The 19,555-nt window shown below is 75.2% G+C and carries 18 protein-coding genes; 10 read left to right on the top strand and 8 right to left on the bottom strand.

Going from position 1 to position 19,555, the window contains the following annotated elements; translation table 11 throughout:
* Nucleotides 1-2: 2 nt before the first annotated feature.
* Nucleotides 3-164, bottom strand: coding sequence for a hypothetical protein (locus AAT21_RS37815; RefSeq protein WP_157879812.1), 162 nt, complete (start codon nt 162-164; stop codon nt 3-5).
* On the opposite strand from AAT21_RS37815, the gene AAT21_RS29360 reads away from it, so the two are divergent.
* A complete protein-coding gene (locus AAT21_RS29360) occupies nt 157-570 on the top strand; it encodes a contact-dependent growth inhibition system immunity protein (protein WP_046780006.1) in 414 nt (137 codons plus the stop codon). The genes AAT21_RS37815 and AAT21_RS29360 overlap by 8 nt on opposite strands.
* A 15-nt stretch (nt 571-585) precedes the next feature.
* On the opposite strand, the gene AAT21_RS29355 is transcribed toward AAT21_RS29360, so the two are convergent.
* The gene (locus tag AAT21_RS29355; RefSeq protein ID WP_046780005.1) at nt 586-1,785 is read right to left on the bottom strand and encodes a cytochrome P450 family protein; all 1,200 of its coding nucleotides are present in this window, start codon (nt 1,783-1,785) and stop codon (nt 586-588) included.
* 225 nt (nt 1,786-2,010) lie between these two features.
* Between AAT21_RS29355 and AAT21_RS29350 the strand changes: the two genes are divergently transcribed.
* Together AAT21_RS29350 and AAT21_RS34755 are read left to right on the top strand one after the other, a co-directional pair.
* The gene (locus tag AAT21_RS29350) at nt 2,011-3,561 is read left to right on the top strand and encodes an FAD-binding oxidoreductase (RefSeq protein ID WP_052758038.1); all 1,551 of its coding nucleotides are present in this window, start codon (nt 2,011-2,013) and stop codon (nt 3,559-3,561) included.
* A gap of 12 nt (nt 3,562-3,573) precedes the next feature.
* On the top strand, nt 3,574-4,842 hold the full coding sequence (locus AAT21_RS34755) for a trypsin-like peptidase domain-containing protein (RefSeq protein WP_157879811.1): 1,269 nt from the start codon (nt 3,574-3,576) through the stop codon (nt 4,840-4,842).
* Here the strand turns inward: AAT21_RS34755 and AAT21_RS29335 are convergent.
* The gene (locus AAT21_RS29335; protein WP_052758036.1) at nt 4,796-5,188 is read right to left on the bottom strand and encodes a hypothetical protein; all 393 of its coding nucleotides are present in this window, start codon (nt 5,186-5,188) and stop codon (nt 4,796-4,798) included. The two genes, AAT21_RS34755 and AAT21_RS29335, sit on opposite strands and share 47 nt — an antisense overlap.
* 67 nt (nt 5,189-5,255) lie before the next feature.
* Nucleotides 5,256-6,203 carry an AEC family transporter gene (locus AAT21_RS29330; RefSeq protein WP_046780003.1) on the bottom strand — a complete coding sequence of 316 codons (948 nt, stop codon included), beginning with the start codon at nt 6,201-6,203 and terminating at the stop codon, nt 5,256-5,258.
* Between the two features lie 83 nt (nt 6,204-6,286).
* On the opposite strand from AAT21_RS29330, the gene AAT21_RS29325 reads away from it, so the two are divergent.
* The 4 genes from AAT21_RS29325 to AAT21_RS29310 all read left to right on the top strand — a co-directional run bounded on the left by AAT21_RS29325 (nt 6,287) and on the right by AAT21_RS29310 (nt 11,003).
* The gene (locus AAT21_RS29325; protein WP_079026039.1) at nt 6,287-7,741 is read left to right on the top strand and encodes a sensor histidine kinase; all 1,455 of its coding nucleotides are present in this window, start codon (nt 6,287-6,289) and stop codon (nt 7,739-7,741) included.
* Nucleotides 7,738-8,418 (top strand): response regulator, encoded by a 681-nt coding sequence (locus AAT21_RS29320; RefSeq protein WP_046780002.1) that lies wholly within the window; start codon nt 7,738-7,740, stop codon nt 8,416-8,418. The genes AAT21_RS29325 and AAT21_RS29320 overlap by 4 nt, the downstream gene beginning before the upstream one ends.
* A gap of 198 nt (nt 8,419-8,616) precedes the next feature.
* Entirely contained in the window at nt 8,617-9,765 is a 1,149-nt protein-coding gene (locus tag AAT21_RS29315) for an alpha/beta hydrolase (protein WP_046780001.1), read from the top strand.
* Nucleotides 9,762-11,003: an acyltransferase family protein gene (locus tag AAT21_RS29310; protein ID WP_046780000.1), complete on the top strand. Its 1,242-nt coding sequence runs from the start codon at nt 9,762-9,764 to the stop codon at nt 11,001-11,003. Before AAT21_RS29315 ends, AAT21_RS29310 begins: the two co-directional genes overlap by 4 nt.
* 87 nt (nt 11,004-11,090) lie before the next feature.
* Here the strand turns inward: AAT21_RS29310 and AAT21_RS29305 are convergent, their stop codons facing one another.
* Nucleotides 11,091-11,513 (bottom strand): DUF350 domain-containing protein, encoded by a 423-nt coding sequence (locus tag AAT21_RS29305; protein WP_046779999.1) that lies wholly within the window; start codon nt 11,511-11,513, stop codon nt 11,091-11,093.
* 94 nt (nt 11,514-11,607) lie between these two features.
* On the opposite strand from AAT21_RS29305, the gene AAT21_RS39420 reads away from it, so the two are divergent.
* Complete coding sequence (locus AAT21_RS39420; protein ID WP_063838161.1) at nt 11,608-13,497, top strand: GNAT family N-acetyltransferase; 1,890 nt, start codon at nt 11,608-11,610, stop codon at nt 13,495-13,497.
* On the opposite strand, the gene AAT21_RS29295 is transcribed toward AAT21_RS39420, so the two are convergent.
* Entirely contained in the window at nt 13,479-15,557 is a 2,079-nt protein-coding gene (locus AAT21_RS29295) for an AMP-binding protein (protein ID WP_046779998.1), read from the bottom strand. The genes AAT21_RS39420 and AAT21_RS29295 overlap by 19 nt on opposite strands.
* A gap of 135 nt (nt 15,558-15,692) precedes the next feature.
* Here AAT21_RS29295 and AAT21_RS29290 point away from each other — a divergent pair, with 135 nt between their 5' ends.
* Together AAT21_RS29290 and AAT21_RS29285 are read left to right on the top strand one after the other, a co-directional pair.
* Entirely contained in the window at nt 15,693-17,606 is a 1,914-nt protein-coding gene (locus AAT21_RS29290) for an ABC transporter ATP-binding protein (RefSeq protein ID WP_046780200.1), read from the top strand.
* A 7-nt stretch (nt 17,607-17,613) separates the two neighbouring features.
* On the top strand, nt 17,614-17,991 hold the full coding sequence (locus AAT21_RS29285; protein ID WP_046779997.1) for a VOC family protein: 378 nt from the start codon (nt 17,614-17,616) through the stop codon (nt 17,989-17,991).
* 41 nt (nt 17,992-18,032) lie between these two features.
* Here the strand turns inward: AAT21_RS29285 and AAT21_RS29280 are convergent, their stop codons facing one another.
* Nucleotides 18,033-18,380, bottom strand: a complete 348-nt coding sequence (locus AAT21_RS29280; protein WP_046780199.1) for a hypothetical protein — start codon at nt 18,378-18,380, stop codon at nt 18,033-18,035.
* A 154-nt stretch (nt 18,381-18,534) separates the two neighbouring features.
* Entirely contained in the window at nt 18,535-19,497 is a 963-nt protein-coding gene (locus AAT21_RS29275; protein WP_052758035.1) for a hypothetical protein, read from the bottom strand.
* Nucleotides 19,498-19,555: the final 58 nt, after the last annotated feature.

Below are 19,555 nucleotides of genomic sequence, written 5' to 3'. Positions count from 1 at the left end.
GCTCAGACGTCGGGCGGTCCGCCGGCGGCCGGGCGGCGTCCGCCGCAGGAGGCGACCAGGGCGTCCGCGACGAGCGCCGCGTCCGCCTCGGCCACGTCCGCCGGGTACTCCGGCAGCAGGTCGTCCCCGACGACCGTCCACGAGACCATGGCACCTATGGACACATTGCTGCACCTCGACCGCACACTCGACGAACTCGACCCGCCGCGCTGGGAGGACGCGCCCGCCGACGCGACCCGGCTGGTCCGCACGGTGCACGGTCTGCGCCGGGTCCCGCTCGGCGAACTGCAGCCGGCCGACCTGCGCACCCTCCTCGCGCAGCAGGTGGCGCTCCCGTTCCTCCTTCCCCTCGCGGTGCGACGGCTGGCCGAGGAACCGCTGCTTGACGCCTGCTTCTACGAGGGAGACCTGCTGCTCGCGACCGTCGCTGTCCCCGAAGGGGCCTGGGCGGCGCTCCCGGGGCTCGAAGCGCGGTTGCGTGCCGTCGTCGCGGGGCTGCCCGCGGCGGCTGTGCGGGAGCTGCCCCGGGGAAGTGACGCGGACCTGGCACGGTTCGTCGCGCGGGGCTGATGGGGCCGCGCGGGGTCACCAGCGCAGGGGGAGCCTTGTCACGCCGCGCATCAGGGTGCCCGGGAGCCAGTCGGGCGGGCCTGCGGCCGGGTCTTCGGCCAGGGTAGGGAAACGTTCCAGCAGAGAGCGGATCGCGATGCGGCCCTCCACGCGGGCGAGCGGCGCGCCGAGACAGTAGTGGATGCCGTGGCCGAAGGCCAGATGGCCCGGGCCGGGGCGGCGGATGTCGAACGCCTCGGGCCCGGGTCCCGGCCCGGTGAACCGGGCCGGATCACGATCGGCCGCGGCGAGGGCGACCATGACGGAGGATCCGGCCTCGATGGGGACACCGCCCAGCTCCAGATCGGTGTCGGCGAAGCGGTACGTGGCGTGCTGCACGGGGCCGTCGTAGCGCAGCATCTCCTCCACCGCGCCGCCGATCAGCCCGTCGGGGTCGGCACGCAGCGCGGCGAGCTGGTCGGGGTGCGCGAGCAGGGCCCGTACCCCGTTGCCGATCAGGTTGACGGTGGTCTCGTGGCCCGCGACCAGCAGCAGGAAGGCCATCCCGATCAGTTCGTCCGGGGAGAGCCGGTCGCCGTCCTCGTCCCGGGTCCTGATGAGGGCGCTGAGCAGGTCGTCGCCCTGTTCCCCGGCCTTGTCCGCGACGAGTTCGGAGAGGTACGCGGTCATGTCCTGCAGGACCCGGGGGTCCGCGCCGACGCCGTCGAGCGGGGCGACGATCTCGCCCGACCAGTAGCGGAACCGGGCCCGGTCCAGGTTGGGTACGCCCAGCAGCTCGCAGATCACGGTCATGGGCAGCGGTACGGCGAAGGACCGGATCAGGTCGGCCCGGCGTCCGGGCAGGGCCTCCATCGCGTCCAGCAGCCCGTCGGTGATCTGCTGTATGCGGGGGCGCAGGGCCTCGACGCGGCGGGTGGTGAACTCGCGGGCCACCAGGCGCCGTAGCCGGGTGTGGTGCGGCGGGTCCGTGTCCAGCATGTTGGTGGCGACGGCGTGGACCTGTGTGACCTCGAACAGTTCCGATCCGAGCCAGTTCTTCGACAGCCCCGGGTGGCTGAGGGCCTCTCTGGCCTCCTGGTGGCCGACGACGAGCCATGCGCGTTCGCCGCCCAGCACCAGCCGGTGGACGGGGCCGGCGGCGCGCAGGGCCTCGTAGAAGGGATAGGGGTCGGCGTTGAACTCCTCGGCGTGCGCGGTGAGATCCACAAAAGTCATGGGGGCAGCGTACGGCGGGGGTTCACCGGGCGGGGGGGGTGCCGGGGGGGCCGGGGATGGTCCGGGATGGTCCGGGAGCGGTCGAGGGGCCGGATCCGACCCACCGCCGCGGTCCTTCCATAGGACGAGTCGAACCGTTTCGGCGATGCGCCGTTCGAGGGGCACCGCGGTGCGCGTGGGACCCGCCTGCGCGGCGATCCGGACGGACGGTGGCAGGAAGGAGGCATGAGCCTCGATCGGCGCCAGGTCCTCGGCGGTGCGGCCGCGGCCGTCCTCGCCACCGTCGGCGCGGCGGCCCGGGGCCCGGACTTCCGCGCGCTGGCGCGCGGGATCGACGGGCGGCTGGTGCTCCCCGGGGACCGCGACCACCCGGAGGCCCGGCGGCTGTTCCAGCCCCGCTACGACGCCGTCGTACCGGCCGCGGTCGCCTATCCCGCGCACGCGGGGGATGTCGCCGTCTGCCTGGACTTCGCCCGGCGCGAGGCCGTGGCCGTGGTGCCGCGCGGTGGCGGGCACAGTTACGCGGGCTGGTCCACGCGGGCCGGCGCCCTGGTCCTCGACACCGGGGCGATGGCCGCGGTGACGGTCGAGGGGGACGGCGTACGGATCGGCGCGGGCGCCCGGCTCGGTGACGTGCACGCGGCCCTCGCCGGGCGCGGCCTGTCCGTCCCCACCGGACTGTGCCCCTCCGTCGGCATCGCGGGCCTCACGCTGGGCGGCGGGCTCGGGCTGGCCTCGCGGGCGTATGGCACCACCGCGGACCGGCTGACCGGGGCGCGGGTGGTCACCGCCGACGGGACCGTCCGCGAGGTCTCCGCCGACCGGGACCGGGACCCGGATCTCTTCTGGGCCCTGCGCGGCGGTGGCGGCGGCAACTTCGGGGTGGTGACCGAGTTCCGCTTCCGGACGCACCCGGTCGGCGACTGCGCCTTCGCGGAACTCCACTGGCCGGCCGCCGGTTCCGCGGACGTCCTGCGCGGCTGGCAGCGCTGGCTGACCGAGCTGCCGGACCCGTTCTGGAGCCAGGTGGAGTTCACCGTCGAGGCCGGCCCAGGACCCGGAGCCGGGGACGCGGCCGCGGCCGCGGCCGCCACGGTGCCTTCGCTCCGGGTGGTGTGCCTCGACGGGCGCCCGGAACTGGAACGGCAGTTGACACGGCTGTCCGACCTGGTCGGCGCCGCACCCCGGGACAGCTGGGTCGTCGTACGCAGCCACGGCGACACCCTGCGGGCCATGTCCGGGTGCCTGGACCTGAGCGCCGCGGAGTGCCGGCTGCCGGGCACGCTGCCGGGCCGGGACCCGCGGGGCCGGCTCGGCAGGGACTCCTACGCCGCCCGCTCCGACTTCTGGGCCGGTGCGGGACTGCCGGACGCGGCGATCGACACCGTCCTGGACGCCGTCCGGCGGTACGGGGCCGAGGCTCCCCGGGGCGGGCTCGGCGTGGTGCAGTTCGACGGGGTCTGCGGCGGCGCCGTCAACCGCGTCGCGGCCGGCGGCACCGCCTTCGTGCACCGCGACAGCGCCTTCCTCGGCCAGTACCTCGTGCACTGGCCCGGATCCGCGCCGGCGGCCGACGTGGCCCGGCACGAGGCCTGGCTCGACGGGCTGTGGCGGGACCTGCGTCCCTGGGCGAGCGGCCGCGCCTACCAGAACTACATCGACCCGAAGCTCAGCGGCTGGCGCGAGGCCTATTACGGCCCGAACCTCGCCCGGCTGGAGGAGGTCCGGCGTACCCACGATCCGGACCGGCTCTTCCGTTTCCCCCAGGCCGTTTAGGGAGTGTCCGGCATGCGACGTACGTTGACGGTGGCCGCGGCGGCGGCCGCCCTGCTGGTGTCCGCGGGGCCGCTGCCCGTGGCCGAGGCGGGGGGCGCGGTTCCGGTGGCCGCGGGCCGCTGGGGCGCGCACGAGGCGGAGTCCTTCTGGACGCCCGAGCGGATGGCATCGGCCCGCCCGCTGCCGCCCGGCCCTCCGGGGCGGCGGGCCACGGCACCGCGGGACGCGGTCGCCCCGGAACCGCCCGCGGATCGCCAGGCTCCCGTGGATCCCTGGAACCCCCCGGCTCCCGGGTCGCCCGTGCCGATCGCGCCCGTCGCCCCCGCCCCGCCTCTCCCGCCGCTCCGACCGGACGAGCCGGGAGGGCCGGGAGAGCCCGAGGAACCGGTCCGCCCCGTGGACCCGGAGCCGGGCCCGGACGCGGCCCCTGCCCCGTCCGCCACCCCCACCGCCCCGACGCCGAAGCCCACCCCGCCGACGCCCACCCCGCCGACGCCCGTCACCCTGCCCGCGCCCGCCCCCGTACGTCCGGCCCTCCCCCGGATTCCCGCCGCCGGCCCGGGTGTCGGGCAGGACTTCGGCGGCCTCCCGGTCGTCGGCCGGATGTTCCTCGTCAAGGGCGGTGGCTCCTACTTCTGCACCGCGAGCGTGGTCGCCTCCCCCGGCCGCAACCTCATCATCAGCGCCGCCCACTGCCTGACCGGCGCCGACACCCAGCAGGTGGCCTTCGTACCGCAGTACACACGGGCCAGGCCCCGGCCGTTCGGCATGTTCCCAGTCCTGCGCTCCGCGGCCGGACGCTCCAAGATCTGGATCGACCAGCGCTACCGCACCCAGGGTGTGAACCGCGCGGCCGCCCTCGACGTGGCCTTCGCGCAGGTCGGACCCGGCCCGAAGGGGTTCCGCGTCCAGGACGTGGTGGGCGGCAACCGGCTGGTCACCGGCGCCGGTTACGCACACGCGCGGGCCACGCTGATCGGACACCCGTCCACCGCCGCCCGGCCCCGCCTGTGCGTGAACCGGACGACGAAGTACACCAGCACCGACTCCCGGATCCCGGGCTCGTTCCTGCGCATCGCCTGCACCGGCTACCCGGGCGGCACCAGCGGCGGCCCGTTCCTGCTCCGTCTCAACGGGCGCACCGGGACCGGCGACGTGGTGGGCGTGATCGGCGGATGGAAGACGGGCGGGGACCGGCCCGACGTCTCCTACAGCTCGTACTTCGGCGCGGACATCAGGAAGTTGTACGAGAAGGCGGTTGCCGGGGCGAAGGCGCCGTAAGGGCCCGTACCCACCGGGTCCGGCGCGGGTTGCCCACCGTACGCGGGGTCGCCGGGAGCCCGCCGCCGGTCAGCGGCTCGGCGGGGGCGAGGCCGAGGCGGCGGCGCAGGTCGGCCAGGGCCGCGTGGACGGGCGCCAGGACGACCTCGGCGCCCGGGGCCGCGGTAGCGAGGGCGTACGCGGTGGTCTCGATCGTCTCCGCGGCGTCCTCGGCGGCGGTCCGGCTCCACCCTCCGGGGGCTGCGGGCCCCCAGGGTGCGACGGTGTCGTAGAGGTGGCAGGCGGCATCGGCCGCGGCGTCGGCCCGTTCCCCGACGCCCGGCGCCGCGATGGTCGGCAGTTCCATACCGGTCCAACGAGCCGCTCCCGCCCGGGGGTACGTCGGCGTTGCCGCGGGTCTGCGCGCCCGCCGGTCAGGTGGCGACCGTCCGCAGCCAGAGTGGCAGGAGTACCAGCGAGACGAGCGAGGTTTTGATCACGACCGAGGCGGAGAGGCCGACGCCCACGTCGTAGCGCTGGGCGAAGATGAACAGGTTCTGCGGGGTGGGCATCGCGGCGATCAGTACGAGGTACGCCAGCCAGTCGCCCCGCACCCCGAAGAGCAGCCCGCACACCGCCCAGGTCAGCAGCGGGAACACCAGGCACTTGAAGCCGATGAGGGCCAGCTCCTCGCGCGTGGTGCCCCGCAGGTGGAGGCCGACGCCGCCGAGGTGGAGGCCGAGGGCGAACAGGGCCACCGGCGAGGCGCTGTCGCCGACGAAGGCGGCTCCGTCCAGGACGACGGCCGGGACCCGCACCGAGAGCAGGTTGAGCAGGATGCCCGCGTTGCAGGCGAGAACCAGCGGAGTGGCGAGCGAGGCTCCGACCGCCCGGGACAGACGCCGGCCCGGGCCGCCCCCGGCGGGGCCGGCGCGGCCCAGCTCCATGAGGGCGATGACGGCCAGCGAGAGCACGCAGACCTGGAAGAGCAGGATCGGGAAGACCGGCGCGGCCGTCCCGAAGACGGTGATGAACACGGGGACGGCGAAGTAGGCGGTGTTCACCTGCACTCCGGCCATCACGCGCAGTGCCACCTCGCGGGGCTCCCGCAGGCCCCGGGCGACCGCCGCCACCGCGACGGCGGCCACGGCGACGGCCGCGGCCGCGGCGTATCCGCCGAGCGCCCGCCGGTCGAACAGGGCCGCGAGGTCGCTGGCGTAGATGTTGCCGAAGAGGTAGCAGGGCACGGCGAAGAGGAACGCGTAGTCGGAGAAGGCCTTGGAGGCCTCGGCCGGAACCACCTTGCGGCGTGCGAGGAGGACCCCGCCGCCGAAGGCCAGCAGCACCGGCACCAGCTTCTCCAGCGCGGCCGCCCCGCCCATGCGAACATCTCCCCCGTGATCGGCTGATGCGGACCCTACCTCTGCGCCCGTGCGGGCCCGTTGGAGCATAGGCTGGTGCGATCATGAGCGACGACGCCCGCGAACGGACCGCAGTACGGACCGGACGACAGCCTGGAGGGCGGCCCGGACGACGGACCCCGGCAAGGGGCCCCGCCCGCACGGCCGACACCCCGGAGCCCCGTCCCCTGGCCCAGCTCGCCGCGTCCCTGCGCACTCCCGCAGCCGCGGCCCAGCCACTCTTCGCCCAGGCTCCCAAGGCATGGCAGCGGGCGCTCCCGTACCTCGTGGTCGGACTCTTCGTGGTCTCCCTGCTGCCGACGACCATCGCGGTACTGGCAGGCGACTACGGGATGGACGGCGGTTGGTCGGGGGCGCTCGGGGTGGCGCAGACCGTACCGCTGCTCCTGGCGGTGACACGGCCGGTGCCCGCGTGGGCCCTCGTCACGGTCGCGGACACCGTCGGCGCGATCCTGCTGACCCAGGCCGACAAGGTGGCCGGACACCCCTGGCCGTGGACGCCTATGGTCATCGTCGGCAACCTGGTGCTGATGGCCTGCCTGGGGCTGCGCGAGTCCGTCCGCACCCTGGTCGGGGTGTGGCTGGTGACCGGCGCGCTCGGCACGGTGCTGGGCTTCTTCCAGCCCGCGGACACCATGAACACCGCCGCACTGCTCTTCGTGCTCGGTGGTGTCGTGCTGGCCCTGACGGGCGCGCTGCGGGGGCTGGGCGACGCCCGCCAGCGGATCGCGGAGCAGGAGAGCATCAGCGAGGCCGAGCGGTCCCGGCGCACCCTGCTGGAGGAACGCGCCCGTATCGCGCGCGAGTTGCACGATGTGGTGGCCCACCACATGTCGGTGATCACCGTGCAGGCCGATTCCGCGCCCTACCGGCTGCCGGGCATGCCGGAGCCGGTGCAGCAGGAGTTCGCGGCGATCGCGGCCGGCGCCCGGGAGTCCCTCGGCGAGATGCGGCGGCTGCTGACCGTCCTGCGGGCCCCGGACGGCGGCGGTGCGGGCGATGACGGTGCCGGCGGCGTACGGGCTCCGCAGCCGGGGATCGGCCGGCTCCAGCAACTGGTGGAGGGGACCGTACGGGCCGGGCAGCCGGTGGTGCTGTCGCTGGCGGCCGGCGCCGCGGAGGCCGCGCCGCCCGCGGTGGACCTGTCGGCGTACCGGATCGTGCAGGAGGCGCTCGCCAACGTGGTGCGGCACGCGCCGGGCGCACCCACCCGGGTCTCGGTGACGGTCGACGACGACGAGGTGCTGATCCTGGTCGTGAACGGTCCGGCGGCCCGGGACGCGGTGGTGGAGCCGGAGGGGCCGGGCACGGGGCACGGTCTGGTGGGGATGCGCGAGCGCGTACGGTTGACAGGCGGCACGCTGGACACCGGGCCGCTGCCCGACGGGGGGTTCCGGGTCGCCGCGCGCCTGCCGCTGGGCTACGGCGGCGCGGCCGCCGGTCGGCACGGTACGAACGGTACGAAGGGTATGAACGACACCAACGAGGAGCGCAGTTGACCATCCGCGTGGTCATCGTCGACGACCAGGCCATGGTGCGGGCGGGGTTCGCCGCGCTGCTGTCCGCGCAGGCCGACATCGACGTGGTGGGCGAGGCCCCCGACGGGCGCCAGGGGGTGCAGGTGGCCCGCTCCACGCACCCCGACGTGGTGCTGATGGACGTACGGATGCCGGAGATGGACGGGCTGACGGCGGCCCGGGAGATCCTCGGCCCGCCGCCCGGCGTGGTGCACCGGCCGAGGGTGCTGATGCTGACCACCTTCGACATCGACGACTACGTGTACGAGGCGCTGCGCGCCGGGGCGTCCGGCTTCCTGCTCAAGGACGCCCCTCCGGCGGACCTGATCGCCGCGGTGCGGGTCGTCGCCTCGGGCGAGGCGCTGCTGGCGCCCTCGGTGACGCGGCGCCTGATCGCGGACTTCGTCCAGCAGCGGCCGGCGCCGCGCAAGGACCCGGCGCTGCGGCTGAACGGTCTGACGCCGCGCGAGACCGAGGTGCTGGAGCTGATCGCGCGCGGGCTGTCGAACCAGGAGATCGCGGCCCATCTGGTGCTGGCGGAGCAGACGGTGAAGACGCACATCGGGCGGGTGCTGGCCAAGCTCGACCTGCGGGACCGGGCCCAGGCCGTCATCTTCGCCTACGAGGCCGCCCTGGTACGCCCGGGCGACTCGGCCTGAACCGACGGCCCTGCCACCGACTCCCCTTCCCTGTCTGCCAGTCGGTCCGTCGGCCGGCCGGTGCCACACGTCCGGCACCGGTCGCCGTCTCCTCCACCCCCTACCGGGGTATGACATCGGACTTGGCTCCACGGTCCGACGTCCGCGGTGGTGCCGTCTTCCTACCTTCCCCCTCGTCACGAGGAGAGGAGAAGGGGCATGCGCCGCTTCGGAAGGACGCTGGTCACGGCCGCGCTGGCGGTGGCCGTCGTCGGGGGGACGGCCGGATGGGCCTCGGGCGGGAGCCAGTCGGCGGTCACCGGGCCGCCGCCGGGGGCCGCCGCCTGGCGGGCCGACACGGCGTACGGCCGGGTGCTGCCCGATCCGGCTACGGCGGCGCCGTCCGAGGTGGCCCGGTTCTTCGCCGGGCTGGACGACACGCAGCGCGCGGCGCTCGTACGGACCCACCCGCTGGTGGTGGGCAACCTCGACGGGGCGCCGCCGGCCCTTCGGTACGAGGCCAACCGGCTGGCCGTCGCCGCCACGGGTGAGGCGCGGTACGCGTCCCTGGCCGCACCGGACCGGCGGATCCTGGCCTTCGACCCGCGCGGCCGGGGCCAGGTCGCCGAGGTCTTCGGGGACCTGGAGCACGCCGCGCACGTGGCGGTGATCGTGCCCGGCAACGACAACGACGCCGCCTCGTACGACTCCCGGCGCGCGCCGTACACCGGCCCGGCCGGCATGGCCCGGGCGCTGCACGTCGCGGCCGCGGGCCCGGCGGCCGACGGCACGACAGCCGAAGGGGCCGCGGCCGGCGGGCCGGTGGCCCCGGGCTCGGTGGCCGGCGGGCCGGTGACCCCGGGCTCGGTGGCCGGCGGGCCGGTGGCCGTCGTCGCGTGGACCGGGTACACCACTCCGGTCGGCGTCGGCCTCGATGCCGCCGACGGGCGGCTGGCCGCGGCCGGGGCGGCCCGCCTGGCCCGCTTCACCGCCGGTCTCGACGCGGTCGGCGCACCCGACCCGGTCCTGTTCTGCCACAGCTACGGCTCCGTCGTCTGCGGACTGGCGGCCCGGCACACCGACGCGACCGACCTCGTCGCCCTCGGCTCGCCCGGCATGCGGGCGGACACCGCGGAGGCCTTGCGTACCGGGGCGCGCGTCTGGGCCGCCCGGGGCCCCTCGGACTGGATCGCGGACGTCCCGAACGTCCGCTTCGCCGGGCTCGGTCACGGGGCCGACCCCACCTCCGCGGCGTTCGGCGCCCGCCGGGTGCCCGCCGCCGACGTACGGGGCCACGCGGGCTACTTCACCCCCGGTACGCAGTCCCTCGCGGTGTTCGCCGCGATCGCGAAGGGAGAGGCCCGATGAGCGCGTCGACCGTTCTGGCCCCGCTGCGCGAGGCCGCCGAGCGGATCGACCGGCGGACCCCCGCCCACCGCGACCGGGCGGTCGACGGGCTGCGCGCCCTGGCGCTGCTGGCCGTACCGACCGGCCACTGGCTGCTCGGCGGCTTCACCCTCGACGCCGACGGCGGTCTGCACAACGCCAGTCCCCTGTCGTCCCTCGGCGCGCTGGCGCCGGCCGGCTGGGTGCTCCAGATGCTGGGCGTGTTCTTCCTCGTCGGCGGCTACGCCTCGGCGCTCTCCTACCGGCGCCGGCCGGGGTCGGCGGGCGCGTGGCTGAAGGGCCGGGTGGTACGCCTCGGGCGGCCCGTGCTCGGGGTGACGGCGGTGTGGGCGCTGGCCGCGCCGCTGCTGTACACGGCAGGGGTGCCGGAGGCGTCGCTGCGGACCGGCGCGAAGCTGGTCGTCCAGCCGCTGTGGTTCGTCGGGGTGTACGTGGTGGTCACCGCGCTGACCCCGCACTGCGTGCGGGCCGCACGGCGGTTCGGCGGCTGGGCCGCGGCCCCGCTGCTCGTCTCGGTCGCGGTGGTGGACCTCCTGCGCTACGGGCCGCTCGCGGAGTCCGTGCCGTCCTGGCTGTCGCTGCTGAACATCCTGCCGGGCTGGCTGTTCGCGTACCAGCTGGGCGTGGCCTGGGGCGAGCGGCGGACCGGGCGCCGCGGCGCCTGGCTGCTGCTGGCCGGCGGGGCGCTGCTGTTCGCGGCGCTGCTGGTGGTGTTCCACTATCCGGCGTCGATGGTGGGGGTGCCGGGTGCGGCCCGGACCAACTCGCACCCGCCGTCGCTGCTGGTGCTCGCCCTGGCGGCGGCCCAGTCGGGTGCGGCGATCCTGCTGCGGGACCGGCTGGCGCGGCTGCTGGGCCGGCCGGCGCTGTGGGCGCCGGTGGTCGTGATCAACCTGTGCGCGATGACGATCCTGTGCTGGCACCAGACGGCCATGCTGGCCGCGGCGGTGCCCGCCTCGTTCGCGGGTGGGGTGGCCGGGCTGACGACGGCGCCCGACAGCCTGGGCTGGATCGCGGCGCGGGTGGCGTGGATGCCGGTGTTCGCGGTGCTGCTGGTGGGGATCGCCCGGTACGCGCGGCGGTTCGAGGTACCGCCGGTGGAGGGCCGCCGGGCGGGCACGGTGCGCCGCACGGTCCGCGGTGCGGTGGCGGGGCTGCTGGCGGTGGGCTTCGGGGCCTTCGCGCTGGGCCTGGCGTAGCCGGGGTGCCCGCGGAGGGACCGGGTCCGCGAAGAGCGCCGCTCCCCTGACGGAGCGGCGCTCTCTACGCGTACGGGTGCTCCCGCGTCAGGCGATCGACGCGGCCACGATCGCGGCGACGGCGAGGTTGCAGGCGCAGGAGACCCAGACCGCCGGGTGGGGCTGCGGGTCGACCACTATGGCGCCGAGCTTGCCCGGGGTCACCAGGTCGAGCACCAGGAAGGCCAGCGCCATCAGGACCAGGCCGAGGAGCCCGAAGGCCGCCGTCGACGCCAGGCCCTTGCCGAAGTCGTCGTAGGTGGTCCAGATCGACGTGAAGACGATGCCGCCGATGCCGAGCAGCGCGGAGCTGAGGAAGAGGGCCGCGTTGCGGTTGCGCTCCTCCCAGATCTGCTTCGGGAGCTTCCCGGGCGTCAGCACGTCCACGAGGACGATGCCGAGGATCAGCAGGACCAGGCCCAGGGCGCCGTAGGCACTGGTGCGGCCAAGTCCGTTGATGATGTCGCTCATTGAGAAGCCTGTCTCCGATGGGTGGGAAAATACCTGCTGTGGGGAGGCCGAATCTATCGCACGCCCCTCCCGCAGACCATGGGGAGGTCGGCGAATGGTAAAGGTCAGGGCCGCGCGGGCGGCCGAGGCGGAGGCTCTGACCGGGCTGGTGATGCGGTCCAAGGCGCACTGGGGGTACGACGCCGGATTCCTGGCCGCGTGCGCTCCGGAACTGCGGATCCGGCCCGACGAGGTGACGGCGCGCAGGATCGTGGTGGCCGAGGACCCGCAGGGCGCGGTGCTCGGGGTCGCCTCCCTGGAGGGCGCCGCCCCGCTGGCGACGCTGGGGCTGCTCTTCGTGGAACCCGCCGCCATCGGGCAGGGGGTGGGACGGCTCCTGTACCGGGACGTGCTGCGGCGGGCCGTGGAGCAGGGGGTGCGCAGGCTGGTCATCGACGCGGATCCGCACGCGGCCGGCTTCTACCGGGCGATGGGCGCCGTCGCGGTACTGGCGGACGTGCGGGGCGCGACGCCCGGACCGGCCGGGACGATGGCCGGGGGCGGGCCGGCCTCGACGGCGGCCGGGTGGCCGGGGTCCCTGGTGCGGTTCGAGGTGGCCCCGGCCCCGCTCGCCGACTGGGCCCGGGCCTGGACGGGCGGCGGGCGGGCCGTGCACGTGGGGAACGTCGCCGAGTTCAACGTGCAGTTCGCCGACTCCTCCCTCGACCGCGAGCAGTCGGCGGCGCACCACTACTCCTGCCTGGCCGCCTTCTACAGCCCCCTCCCGTCCGCCCTGGTCCTGCCCCGGGCGGTGCCGGCCGGCTGGACCGAACTGGTCGGCCGGCAGCTGGGCTGGACCGGGGTCGAGGTGTACGACGACCTGGTGGAGCGGGGGCCCGGGCTCGCCGGCGCGGTACGGGCCCGGCCGGCGCTCGCCGCACGGCTGACGGGGGCCGGGGAGCCGCTCGTACCGTGGGGGCTCACCCGGCCGTTCGCTCTGCTGACGGGGCGGCCGTGGCGGCCCGGGGAGCTGCGCTACGAGTCGAAGGCCGCGGCGCACGGCCTGTTCGAGCGGATCCTGGCGGACGGCGGGCATCCCGGGATCGTGCTCCCCTCGCAGGTACGGGCCGCCACCCGGTGGGCGGCCGCGCGGCTGCTGACCGCACGGGCGCGGGCAGGGAAGAGCACCGTTGTGAAATCGGAGCACGGGGTCGGGGGTTCGGGCACCACCGTGGTCACGGCCGGGCAGGTCCGGGCCGCGGGCGGCGCCCGCGCCGTCCTGCGGCGGCTGCCGCGGGGGCCGCTGCTGGTGGAGGAGTTCGTCGAGGGGCCGACGGATCCGGGCGCGGCCCGGGACCTGACGTACGACGGTTTCGTGGACCCGGCCGGCCGGGTCCACGAGGTCGGCGCGGCGCTGATGGACGTGACGGAGGGTGCCTACCGGGGGGCCACGGTCGGCCCCGGAGCGGTGCCGGAGTGGGCGGAGAAGCCGCTGCTCGCCTTCGGTGCGGCGGTGGGCCGGGAGCTGGCGGCGTCCGGCTACCGGGGCTGGTTCGACGTGGACTTCGTCGTGGACGCCGAGGGGCGGCTCGCGCCGACGGAGACGAACCTGCGGCTGACCGGGCCGGCGATCGCCTTCATGGTGGCGGCCCGGCTCGACGCGCTGCGGGGCGCGGGTCACCTCGTACGGATCGCCGACCGGGTGGAGCTCGGCGCACGGCTGCCCGAGGCGCAGGCGGACGAGCTGTGCGCGGACCTGGCGCGGGCGTGCGCGGAGATCGGGGCGGTGTTCGTGCCCGCGATCCCGACGGGCGCCTTCGATCCGGCGCCCTGGCTGGGTGTCCTGGTGGCCGCGCACAGCCCGGAGACCCTGGACGCGGCCGAGGCCCTGGTCCGGTCCGGTGCGGCGGCCGTCGGCGCCCTGTTCGCCGCCCCGCCGCCCGCTGACCGGAGCGCCGGGTCCGGTACCCCGGTGGCGGGGCCGGGTCAGGTCCTGTCCTCGTAGTCGAAGGGTGAGTCCGGTTTGCGGGCCAGGTGGGCGGCCACGATGAGGCCCGCGATCATCAGCGGGATGTTGAAGGCGTAGACGAGGAGGGCCTGGAGGGGCCAGTCCTGCTTGGCCGCCAGCCGGTAGGCGTTGTCCTGCGGCCACCAGGCGAGCAGCAGGTAGCTCGCGGCGAGGTGGACGGCCCTGATACGCGCCGGGGGCCGGCCGCGTTCCCGGCGGGCCATCAGCCGGTATCCGGTGAACAGGAATGCGAGGCCCGCTCCGAAGGACACGCATTCGGCGAGGTAGAGCAGGAAGAACAGGGCCGCCCACGGGCCGGGCACGGCGGAGAGATCGGTGGAGCCGGGCCATACGACGCCGGTCAGGGCGAAGGCGAGGAAGGACAGGACGACGGTCAGACAGCCGGCGGCGACGACGCGCCCGGCGTCCGGGTCGCCGGCGCCGGTGGCGGCGCGGGCGAACTTGCTCCCGTATACGGCGGGCTGTTCTGAGACGGGCTGCGTGGGCAGCGGCAGGGCCGAGCGGTCCTCCTGTCCGCCCCGCCCCCGCGGCAGGGCCCGGAGCCGGACGAGGATGGTCGGCGACTCCTCCTTCAAGACGGTGCCGGCCAGGTGGTTGCGCAGGCCGTGGATCTCGGGCAGCGGCGCGGAGGCGTCCCAGGCCGGGTCGCCGGGCGGCGGGGACACGTAGGCGACGAGCCGCTGCTCCCCGTCCTTGTCGACCGCGGCGACGAGGGCGCCGCCGACGCCCGGGTGGGTGCGGATCGCCGTCTCGACGAAGTGGGGGTCGAAGGAGCCGCCCCGGACGGAGATCCGGTCCCGGAGCCGGCCCGCGTACTCCAGCAGGCCGTCGGGGCGGAGCACGCCGAGGTCGCCGGTGGGTATCGCGTCACCGCCGCCGGGCGGGGTGAGGTGTATCTCCCCGCCCCGCACCTGGATTCGGCATCCGGCGAAGGGGGTGCCCAGCAGGCAGAGCCGTTCCGGTTCGGCGACGGGTGCGGGCAGGTGCGGGAGTTCGAAGCAGGTGCCCGCTCCGGCGGTCTCGGTGAGGCCGTAGACGTCGAGGATCCGTACGCCGGGACGCAACCGGGTGTGCAGGGCGTCCAGTTCGTCGAGGTGGAGACGGTCGCCGGTGACGGTGGCCAGCCGCAGCGAGCGCAGTGGCCGGGGGCCGGTCCTGCGGTCCGCCGCGATGGCGGGCCGGGGGCCGTCGACCACCAGCGTGGCGATCCCGGCGGGGTCGGTGTGCAGGACGGTGACCTTCTGGGCCTCGACGGCCGTGCGCACCTGGTACGAGCGTTCGGTGCGCCAGGAGGCGTCCGGGGGCAGGACGAGAGCGCCGCCGGTGCACAGGACCCGGGTCCAGCCGGCGGCGAAGGCGGTGACGTCGGGGCGGGCGGTGATGAGGTGCCGGTCCTGCGGGGTCGGCCGGGCCAGCTCGGTCCATCCCGCGTGGGCGGCGTGCAGCACGGCGTGGCCGACGGGCACGGGGCGCGGTTCAGCGCTCGCCGTGAACAGGACGGCCGCGCCACCGGTGGCCGGCCCGCCGGCGGCCGGCGTGGCGCGGCCGTCCGCCGACTCCGCGCGGTCCGGTGCGTAGCCGGGCCGGGCGGCGATCTCGGTGGCGTCGTCGTCGGTCCGGATCGTGCGCAGGCCCGTCCCGGTGTCGAGGGCCGCCCGGTGGGGCGAGTGGGTGAGCAGGGCGAAAGGCTCCAAGGGCCGGAGCGCGGTGAGCTGTTGCCGGCCGGTGCGGGGCGTCTCGGCGTCGACGACGGCGTAGACCCCGCCGGCCTTGAGGACGGCGAGGATTGCGACGAGGCGTTCGTCGTGGCGGGTGGTGCCGATGGCGACGAGGCCGCCGGGCGGCAGGCCGCGGGCCAGCAGGTGGTGCGCCAGCCGGTTGGCTCGGGCGTCGAGCACCCCGTACGGGAGCCGGTACTTCGGGGCGGCGATGAGGGCGGGCGCCTCGGGCGTGTCCCGTGCCCAGCGTTCGAAGTGGAGCAGGACGGTATCGGTGGTGTCCTCGGTGAACCGGACGGACTCGGATCCCTGCGTCATGGACCGATGATGCCACCGGGCACCGACATCGGAGGAGCCCCGAAGTCACCTCCCGGCGGACGCAGTTGCTCCGGTCGAGGGGTCCGGAGCCGAATCCTTGACCTCAAGCTTGGTCGAGGTCCTAGCGTGCGGGTCATGGACATGGAAGTCACCGCTTGGACATCGCTGCACAGCGCGATCAACGCCCAGCAGGACCGTCGCCCGCTCTCCCGGGCCGGTCTTCGCCGCGTGGCCGCCTTCGCCCGCCCGCACCGCCGCGGGCTCGTCTCCTTCCTGCTGCTGAGTGTGGTGACCGCCCTGCTGGCGGTGGCCACGCCGGTGCTCGCCAGCCGGGTCGTCACCGCCATCGTGGACGGCGGGGACGGCGGCGTGGTGACCCGGCTCGCCCTGCTGATCGCGCTGATCGCGCTCGCGGAGGCCGGGCTCGGGCTGCTGGCCCGCCGGCTCTCCGCCACCCTCGGCGAGGGGCTGATCCTGGATCTGCGGACGGCGGTCTTCGACCACGTGCAGCGGATGCCGGTCGCCTTCTTCACCCGGACCCGGACCGGCGCCCTCGTCAGCCGCCTCAACAACGACGTCATCGGCGCACAGCGGGCCTTCGCCAACACCCTGTCGGGAGTGGTCGCGAACACCGTGACGCTGCTGCTGACCCTCACCGTGATGCTGAGCATCTCCTGGCAGATCACGCTGCTGGCGCTGGTGCTGCTGCCCGTGTTCGTGCTGCCCGCCCGCCGGATGGGTGCGCGGATGGCGGCGATGCAGCGGGAGGCCTCGGCGCTGAACGCCGCGATGGGCACGCAGATGACGGAGCGGTTCTCGGCGCCCGGCGCGACGCTGGTCAAGCTGTTCGGGCGGCCCGCGGAGGAGTCCGCGGAGTTCGCGGTCCGGGCGGCGCGGGTGCGGGACATCGGCATCCGTACGGCGATGGCCCAGTCGGCCTTCATCACGGCCCTCACCCTGGTCTCGGCGCTGGCCCTCGCGCTGGTCTACGGCCTCGGCGGGTACTACGCGCTGCGCGGGACCCTGGACGCCGGTTCCGTCGTCGCCCTCGCCCTGCTCCTGACCCGGCTGTACGCCCCGCTGACCGCGCTCGCCGGTGCCCGCGTCGAGGTGATGAGCGCGCTGGTGAGCTTCGAGCGGGTCTTCGAGATCCTCGACCTGAAGCCCCTCATCGCGCAGAAGCCGGACGCCCGCCGGGTGCCGGAGGGGCCGGTGACCGTGGAGTTCGACCGGGTGTCCTTCGGCTACCCGGCCGCCGACAAGGTCTCGCTCGCCTCCCTGGAGGAGGTCGCGGCGCTCGACGCCCGGGGCGGTACACAGGTCCTGCACGAGGTGTCGTTCCGCGCCGAACCGGGGCAGATGATCGCCCTGGTGGGCTCGTCCGGCGCAGGCAAGTCGACCATCGCGCAGCTGCTGCCGCGGCTGTACGACGCCGACGCGGGCACGGTCCGGCTCGGCGGGATCGACGTACGGGACCTGACGGCCGACTCGATCCGCGAGACGCTCGGCATGGTCACGCAGGACGGACACCTCTTCCACGAGTCGGTCCGGGCCAACCTGCTGCTGGCCCGGCCGGAGGCCGCCGAGGAGGAGATCTGGGAGGCCCTGCGCCGGTCCCGGCTGGACGGCCTGGTCGCCTCGCTGCCGGACGGTCTGGACACGGTGGTCGGGGAGCGCGGCTACCGGCTGTCGGGCGGTGAACGGCAGCGGCTGACGATCGCCCGGCTGCTGCTGGCCCGGCAGCGGGTCGTGGTCCTCGACGAGGCCACCGCGCACCTGGACTCGACGTCGGAGGCGGCGGTGCAGGAGGCCCTGGGCGAGGCGCTGGCGGGCCGGACGGCGGTGGTGATCGCGCACCGGCTGTCGACGGTGCAGGCGGCCGACCTGATCCTGGTCGTCGAGGACGGCCGGATCGTGGAACGGGGCACGCACACCGCTCTGCTTGCGGCGGGCGGCCGCTACGAGGAGCTGTACCGTACGCAGTTCGCCCCGGCGGACACGCCCGCCGACGCGGAATCCGACGGCGTGGCACCGGTGCGGGGCGCATGATGCTGTGATGGACATCAAACTGGAACTCGTCGCCGTCCCCGTCACCGATGTCGACCGGGCCAAGGCCTTCTACGAGAAGATCGGCTTCAACGCCGACCACGACGTCACCGTCAGCGAGGACATCCGCTTCGTGCAGCTGACCCCGCCGGGGTCGGCCTGCTCGATCGCGATCGGCCGGGGTCTCACCCGGATGACCCCGGGATCCCTCGACAACATGCAGGTCGTCGTGACCGACATCGAGGAGGCGTACGAGGACCTGCGCGGCCGGGGGGTCGAGGTGACGGAGGTCCAGGACCTGCCGTGGGGCTCCTTCGTCTACTTCTCGGACCCGGACGGCAACGGCTGGGCGGTCCAGCAGACCACGCCGCGCAAGCCGGCGGAGTAGGAGCGCCGGCCGGCGGCGCGGCTGCGGTCAGGCCGTGGGGCTCAGACCTCCGCCGCGGCGTGGTGGTGGTCGAGCTCCCAGGCGTGGTGCTTGAACTCGTGGCGGAAGTCGGCGTGATCCTCCCACTGGCGGGCGATGCCGCGCAGCACGTCCCAGTTGTGCTCCACGGACTGGTCGATGACGCGGCGCGTGGCCGGTTCGGAGGATTCCCGCTTCTCGATGAGGCCCTTGACGGCCGAGGCCTCCAGGACGGAGTTGCGCAGTGCGCGCAGCGCACGGGAGGTGTCGTCCATCGCGAAGCCGTGCTCGCTGCCCGTCGCCTCGTCGAACAGCGGGGTGAGCCGCGCCTCGATGAAAGCGGTGATCCGCTCGAAGTGCTGCACGTCCATCGGGGGCTCCCTCTCCTGCCGGACCACCATGTGCCCCGGCGTCTCCAGTGCTTCTGCCGTTCGCGGTCATTATGCCGAAGCGGCTTGCCGGTGATCCATTGCGCAGCCGGCCGCACGGCGCCCGAGGCCGGGGCCGGCCGCGGTCCCGCAGCCGTCACGGGTCCTGGAGTTGGGCGGCGGCGAGGGCGAGGCCGCCCGCCGCCGTCGCGCAGCGGGCTGCGAGGTTCTCGACCTCGGCGCGCAGGGCCGCGGTCTCCCGGCCCTGCCACCCCGGCGACCAGGCCGCGGCCCCGCGCAGCCGGACCGCGTGCGAGCGCAGCGCGGCGGCGTGGTCGCGCAGGTTCCCGCCCGCGGGCCACGGCGCCGGCCGGAGCGGACGGGGCCGCTGGGGCGGTCCGGCCGCGGCACGCCGCCGGACGGGACCGCGGTCGGGTACCGGCCCCGCCGGGGGCCGTACGGGCAGACCGGGGCCGCGGTCGCAGAAGGCCCGCAGGGCGGCGCCGAGGCCGAGGAGCGGTGGCGCCGTCTCGGCCCGGCCGGTGGCGACCTGCCAGCCGGCGTGGTCGTTGAAGGGGTTCGCGTCGGTCAGGGCGTTCCAGGCGAGGATGTCGGCGAACGACGGCGCCAGCAGGGAGAAGGCGTGCTCGTTGCCCCGCTCGCGCACGATGTCGCGGAACAGCCGGACGGCCTCGGCCTGGCGGCCGGCCTCGGCGGCCCGCAGCACCGCCGCGGAGCCCGGGTCCTCCAGGAGTTCGGGACGGCAGGCGCTCGCGGCCCGGATCCGGGCCTTCAGGCCGCAGACGGCGATGCTGATGGCGAGGCTCTCCCGGCCGGCCAGTACCCCGGCGAACCGGCCTGCACGGGCCGCGCCCCGCCCGCGCGCGGCCCATCCGAGGCCCGCCGGGTCGGTGAGGGTGCGCAGCAGCGTGCGCCAGCCGCGTCTGCTGCGGCCGGCCCGGGCGAGCGCCGCCGCGGGCAGGCGGGCGCCGAAGGCCAGGCCGGAGGCGTAGCGGGCGGCCTCGCCGACCGCGTCGGCGGCCTCGGCAAGTGCGCGGCACGGGGCGTCGAGCTGGTCGGCGTCCGGGGCGGTGGACGCGGAGGTCGCGGCGTCGGACATGGGTTCCTCGTGGGTTTCGGCAGGGATCTGAAGGCGTAGGGAGCAGGACGGAACGGGT

It is taken from the genome of Streptomyces yangpuensis, from assembly GCF_001005295.1.
Lineage (GTDB): Bacteria > Actinomycetota > Actinomycetes > Streptomycetales > Streptomycetaceae > Streptomyces > Streptomyces yangpuensis.
The sequence above is the reverse complement of the archived record's forward strand: the minus strand, read 5'-3'. Positions and strand labels throughout refer to the sequence as shown.

Coding starts and splice junctions, on each gene's coding strand:
- AAT21_RS29360 (WP_046780006.1), top strand. CDS start 157: ATGGACACATTGCTGCACCTCGACCGCACACTCGACGAACTCGACCCG.
- AAT21_RS29355 (WP_046780005.1), bottom strand. CDS start 1,785: ATGACTTTTGTGGATCTCACCGCGCACGCCGAGGAGTTCAACGCCGAC.
- AAT21_RS29350 (WP_052758038.1), top strand. CDS start 2,011: ATGAGCCTCGATCGGCGCCAGGTCCTCGGCGGTGCGGCCGCGGCCGTC.
- AAT21_RS34755 (WP_157879811.1), top strand. CDS start 3,574: ATGCGACGTACGTTGACGGTGGCCGCGGCGGCGGCCGCCCTGCTGGTG.
- AAT21_RS29335 (WP_052758036.1), bottom strand. CDS start 5,188: ATGGAACTGCCGACCATCGCGGCGCCGGGCGTCGGGGAACGGGCCGAC.
- AAT21_RS29330 (WP_046780003.1), bottom strand. CDS start 6,203: ATGGGCGGGGCGGCCGCGCTGGAGAAGCTGGTGCCGGTGCTGCTGGCC.
- AAT21_RS29325 (WP_079026039.1), top strand. CDS start 6,287: ATGAGCGACGACGCCCGCGAACGGACCGCAGTACGGACCGGACGACAG.
- AAT21_RS29315 (WP_046780001.1), top strand. CDS start 8,617: ATGCGCCGCTTCGGAAGGACGCTGGTCACGGCCGCGCTGGCGGTGGCC.
- AAT21_RS29310 (WP_046780000.1), top strand. CDS start 9,762: ATGAGCGCGTCGACCGTTCTGGCCCCGCTGCGCGAGGCCGCCGAGCGG.
- AAT21_RS29305 (WP_046779999.1), bottom strand. CDS start 11,513: ATGAGCGACATCATCAACGGACTTGGCCGCACCAGTGCCTACGGCGCC.
- AAT21_RS39420 (WP_063838161.1), top strand. CDS start 11,608: ATGGTAAAGGTCAGGGCCGCGCGGGCGGCCGAGGCGGAGGCTCTGACC.
- AAT21_RS29295 (WP_046779998.1), bottom strand. CDS start 15,557: ATGACGCAGGGATCCGAGTCCGTCCGGTTCACCGAGGACACCACCGAT.
- AAT21_RS29290 (WP_046780200.1), top strand. CDS start 15,693: ATGGACATGGAAGTCACCGCTTGGACATCGCTGCACAGCGCGATCAAC.
- AAT21_RS29285 (WP_046779997.1), top strand. CDS start 17,614: ATGGACATCAAACTGGAACTCGTCGCCGTCCCCGTCACCGATGTCGAC.
- AAT21_RS29280 (WP_046780199.1), bottom strand. CDS start 18,380: ATGGACGTGCAGCACTTCGAGCGGATCACCGCTTTCATCGAGGCGCGG.
- AAT21_RS29275 (WP_052758035.1), bottom strand. CDS start 19,497: ATGTCCGACGCCGCGACCTCCGCGTCCACCGCCCCGGACGCCGACCAG.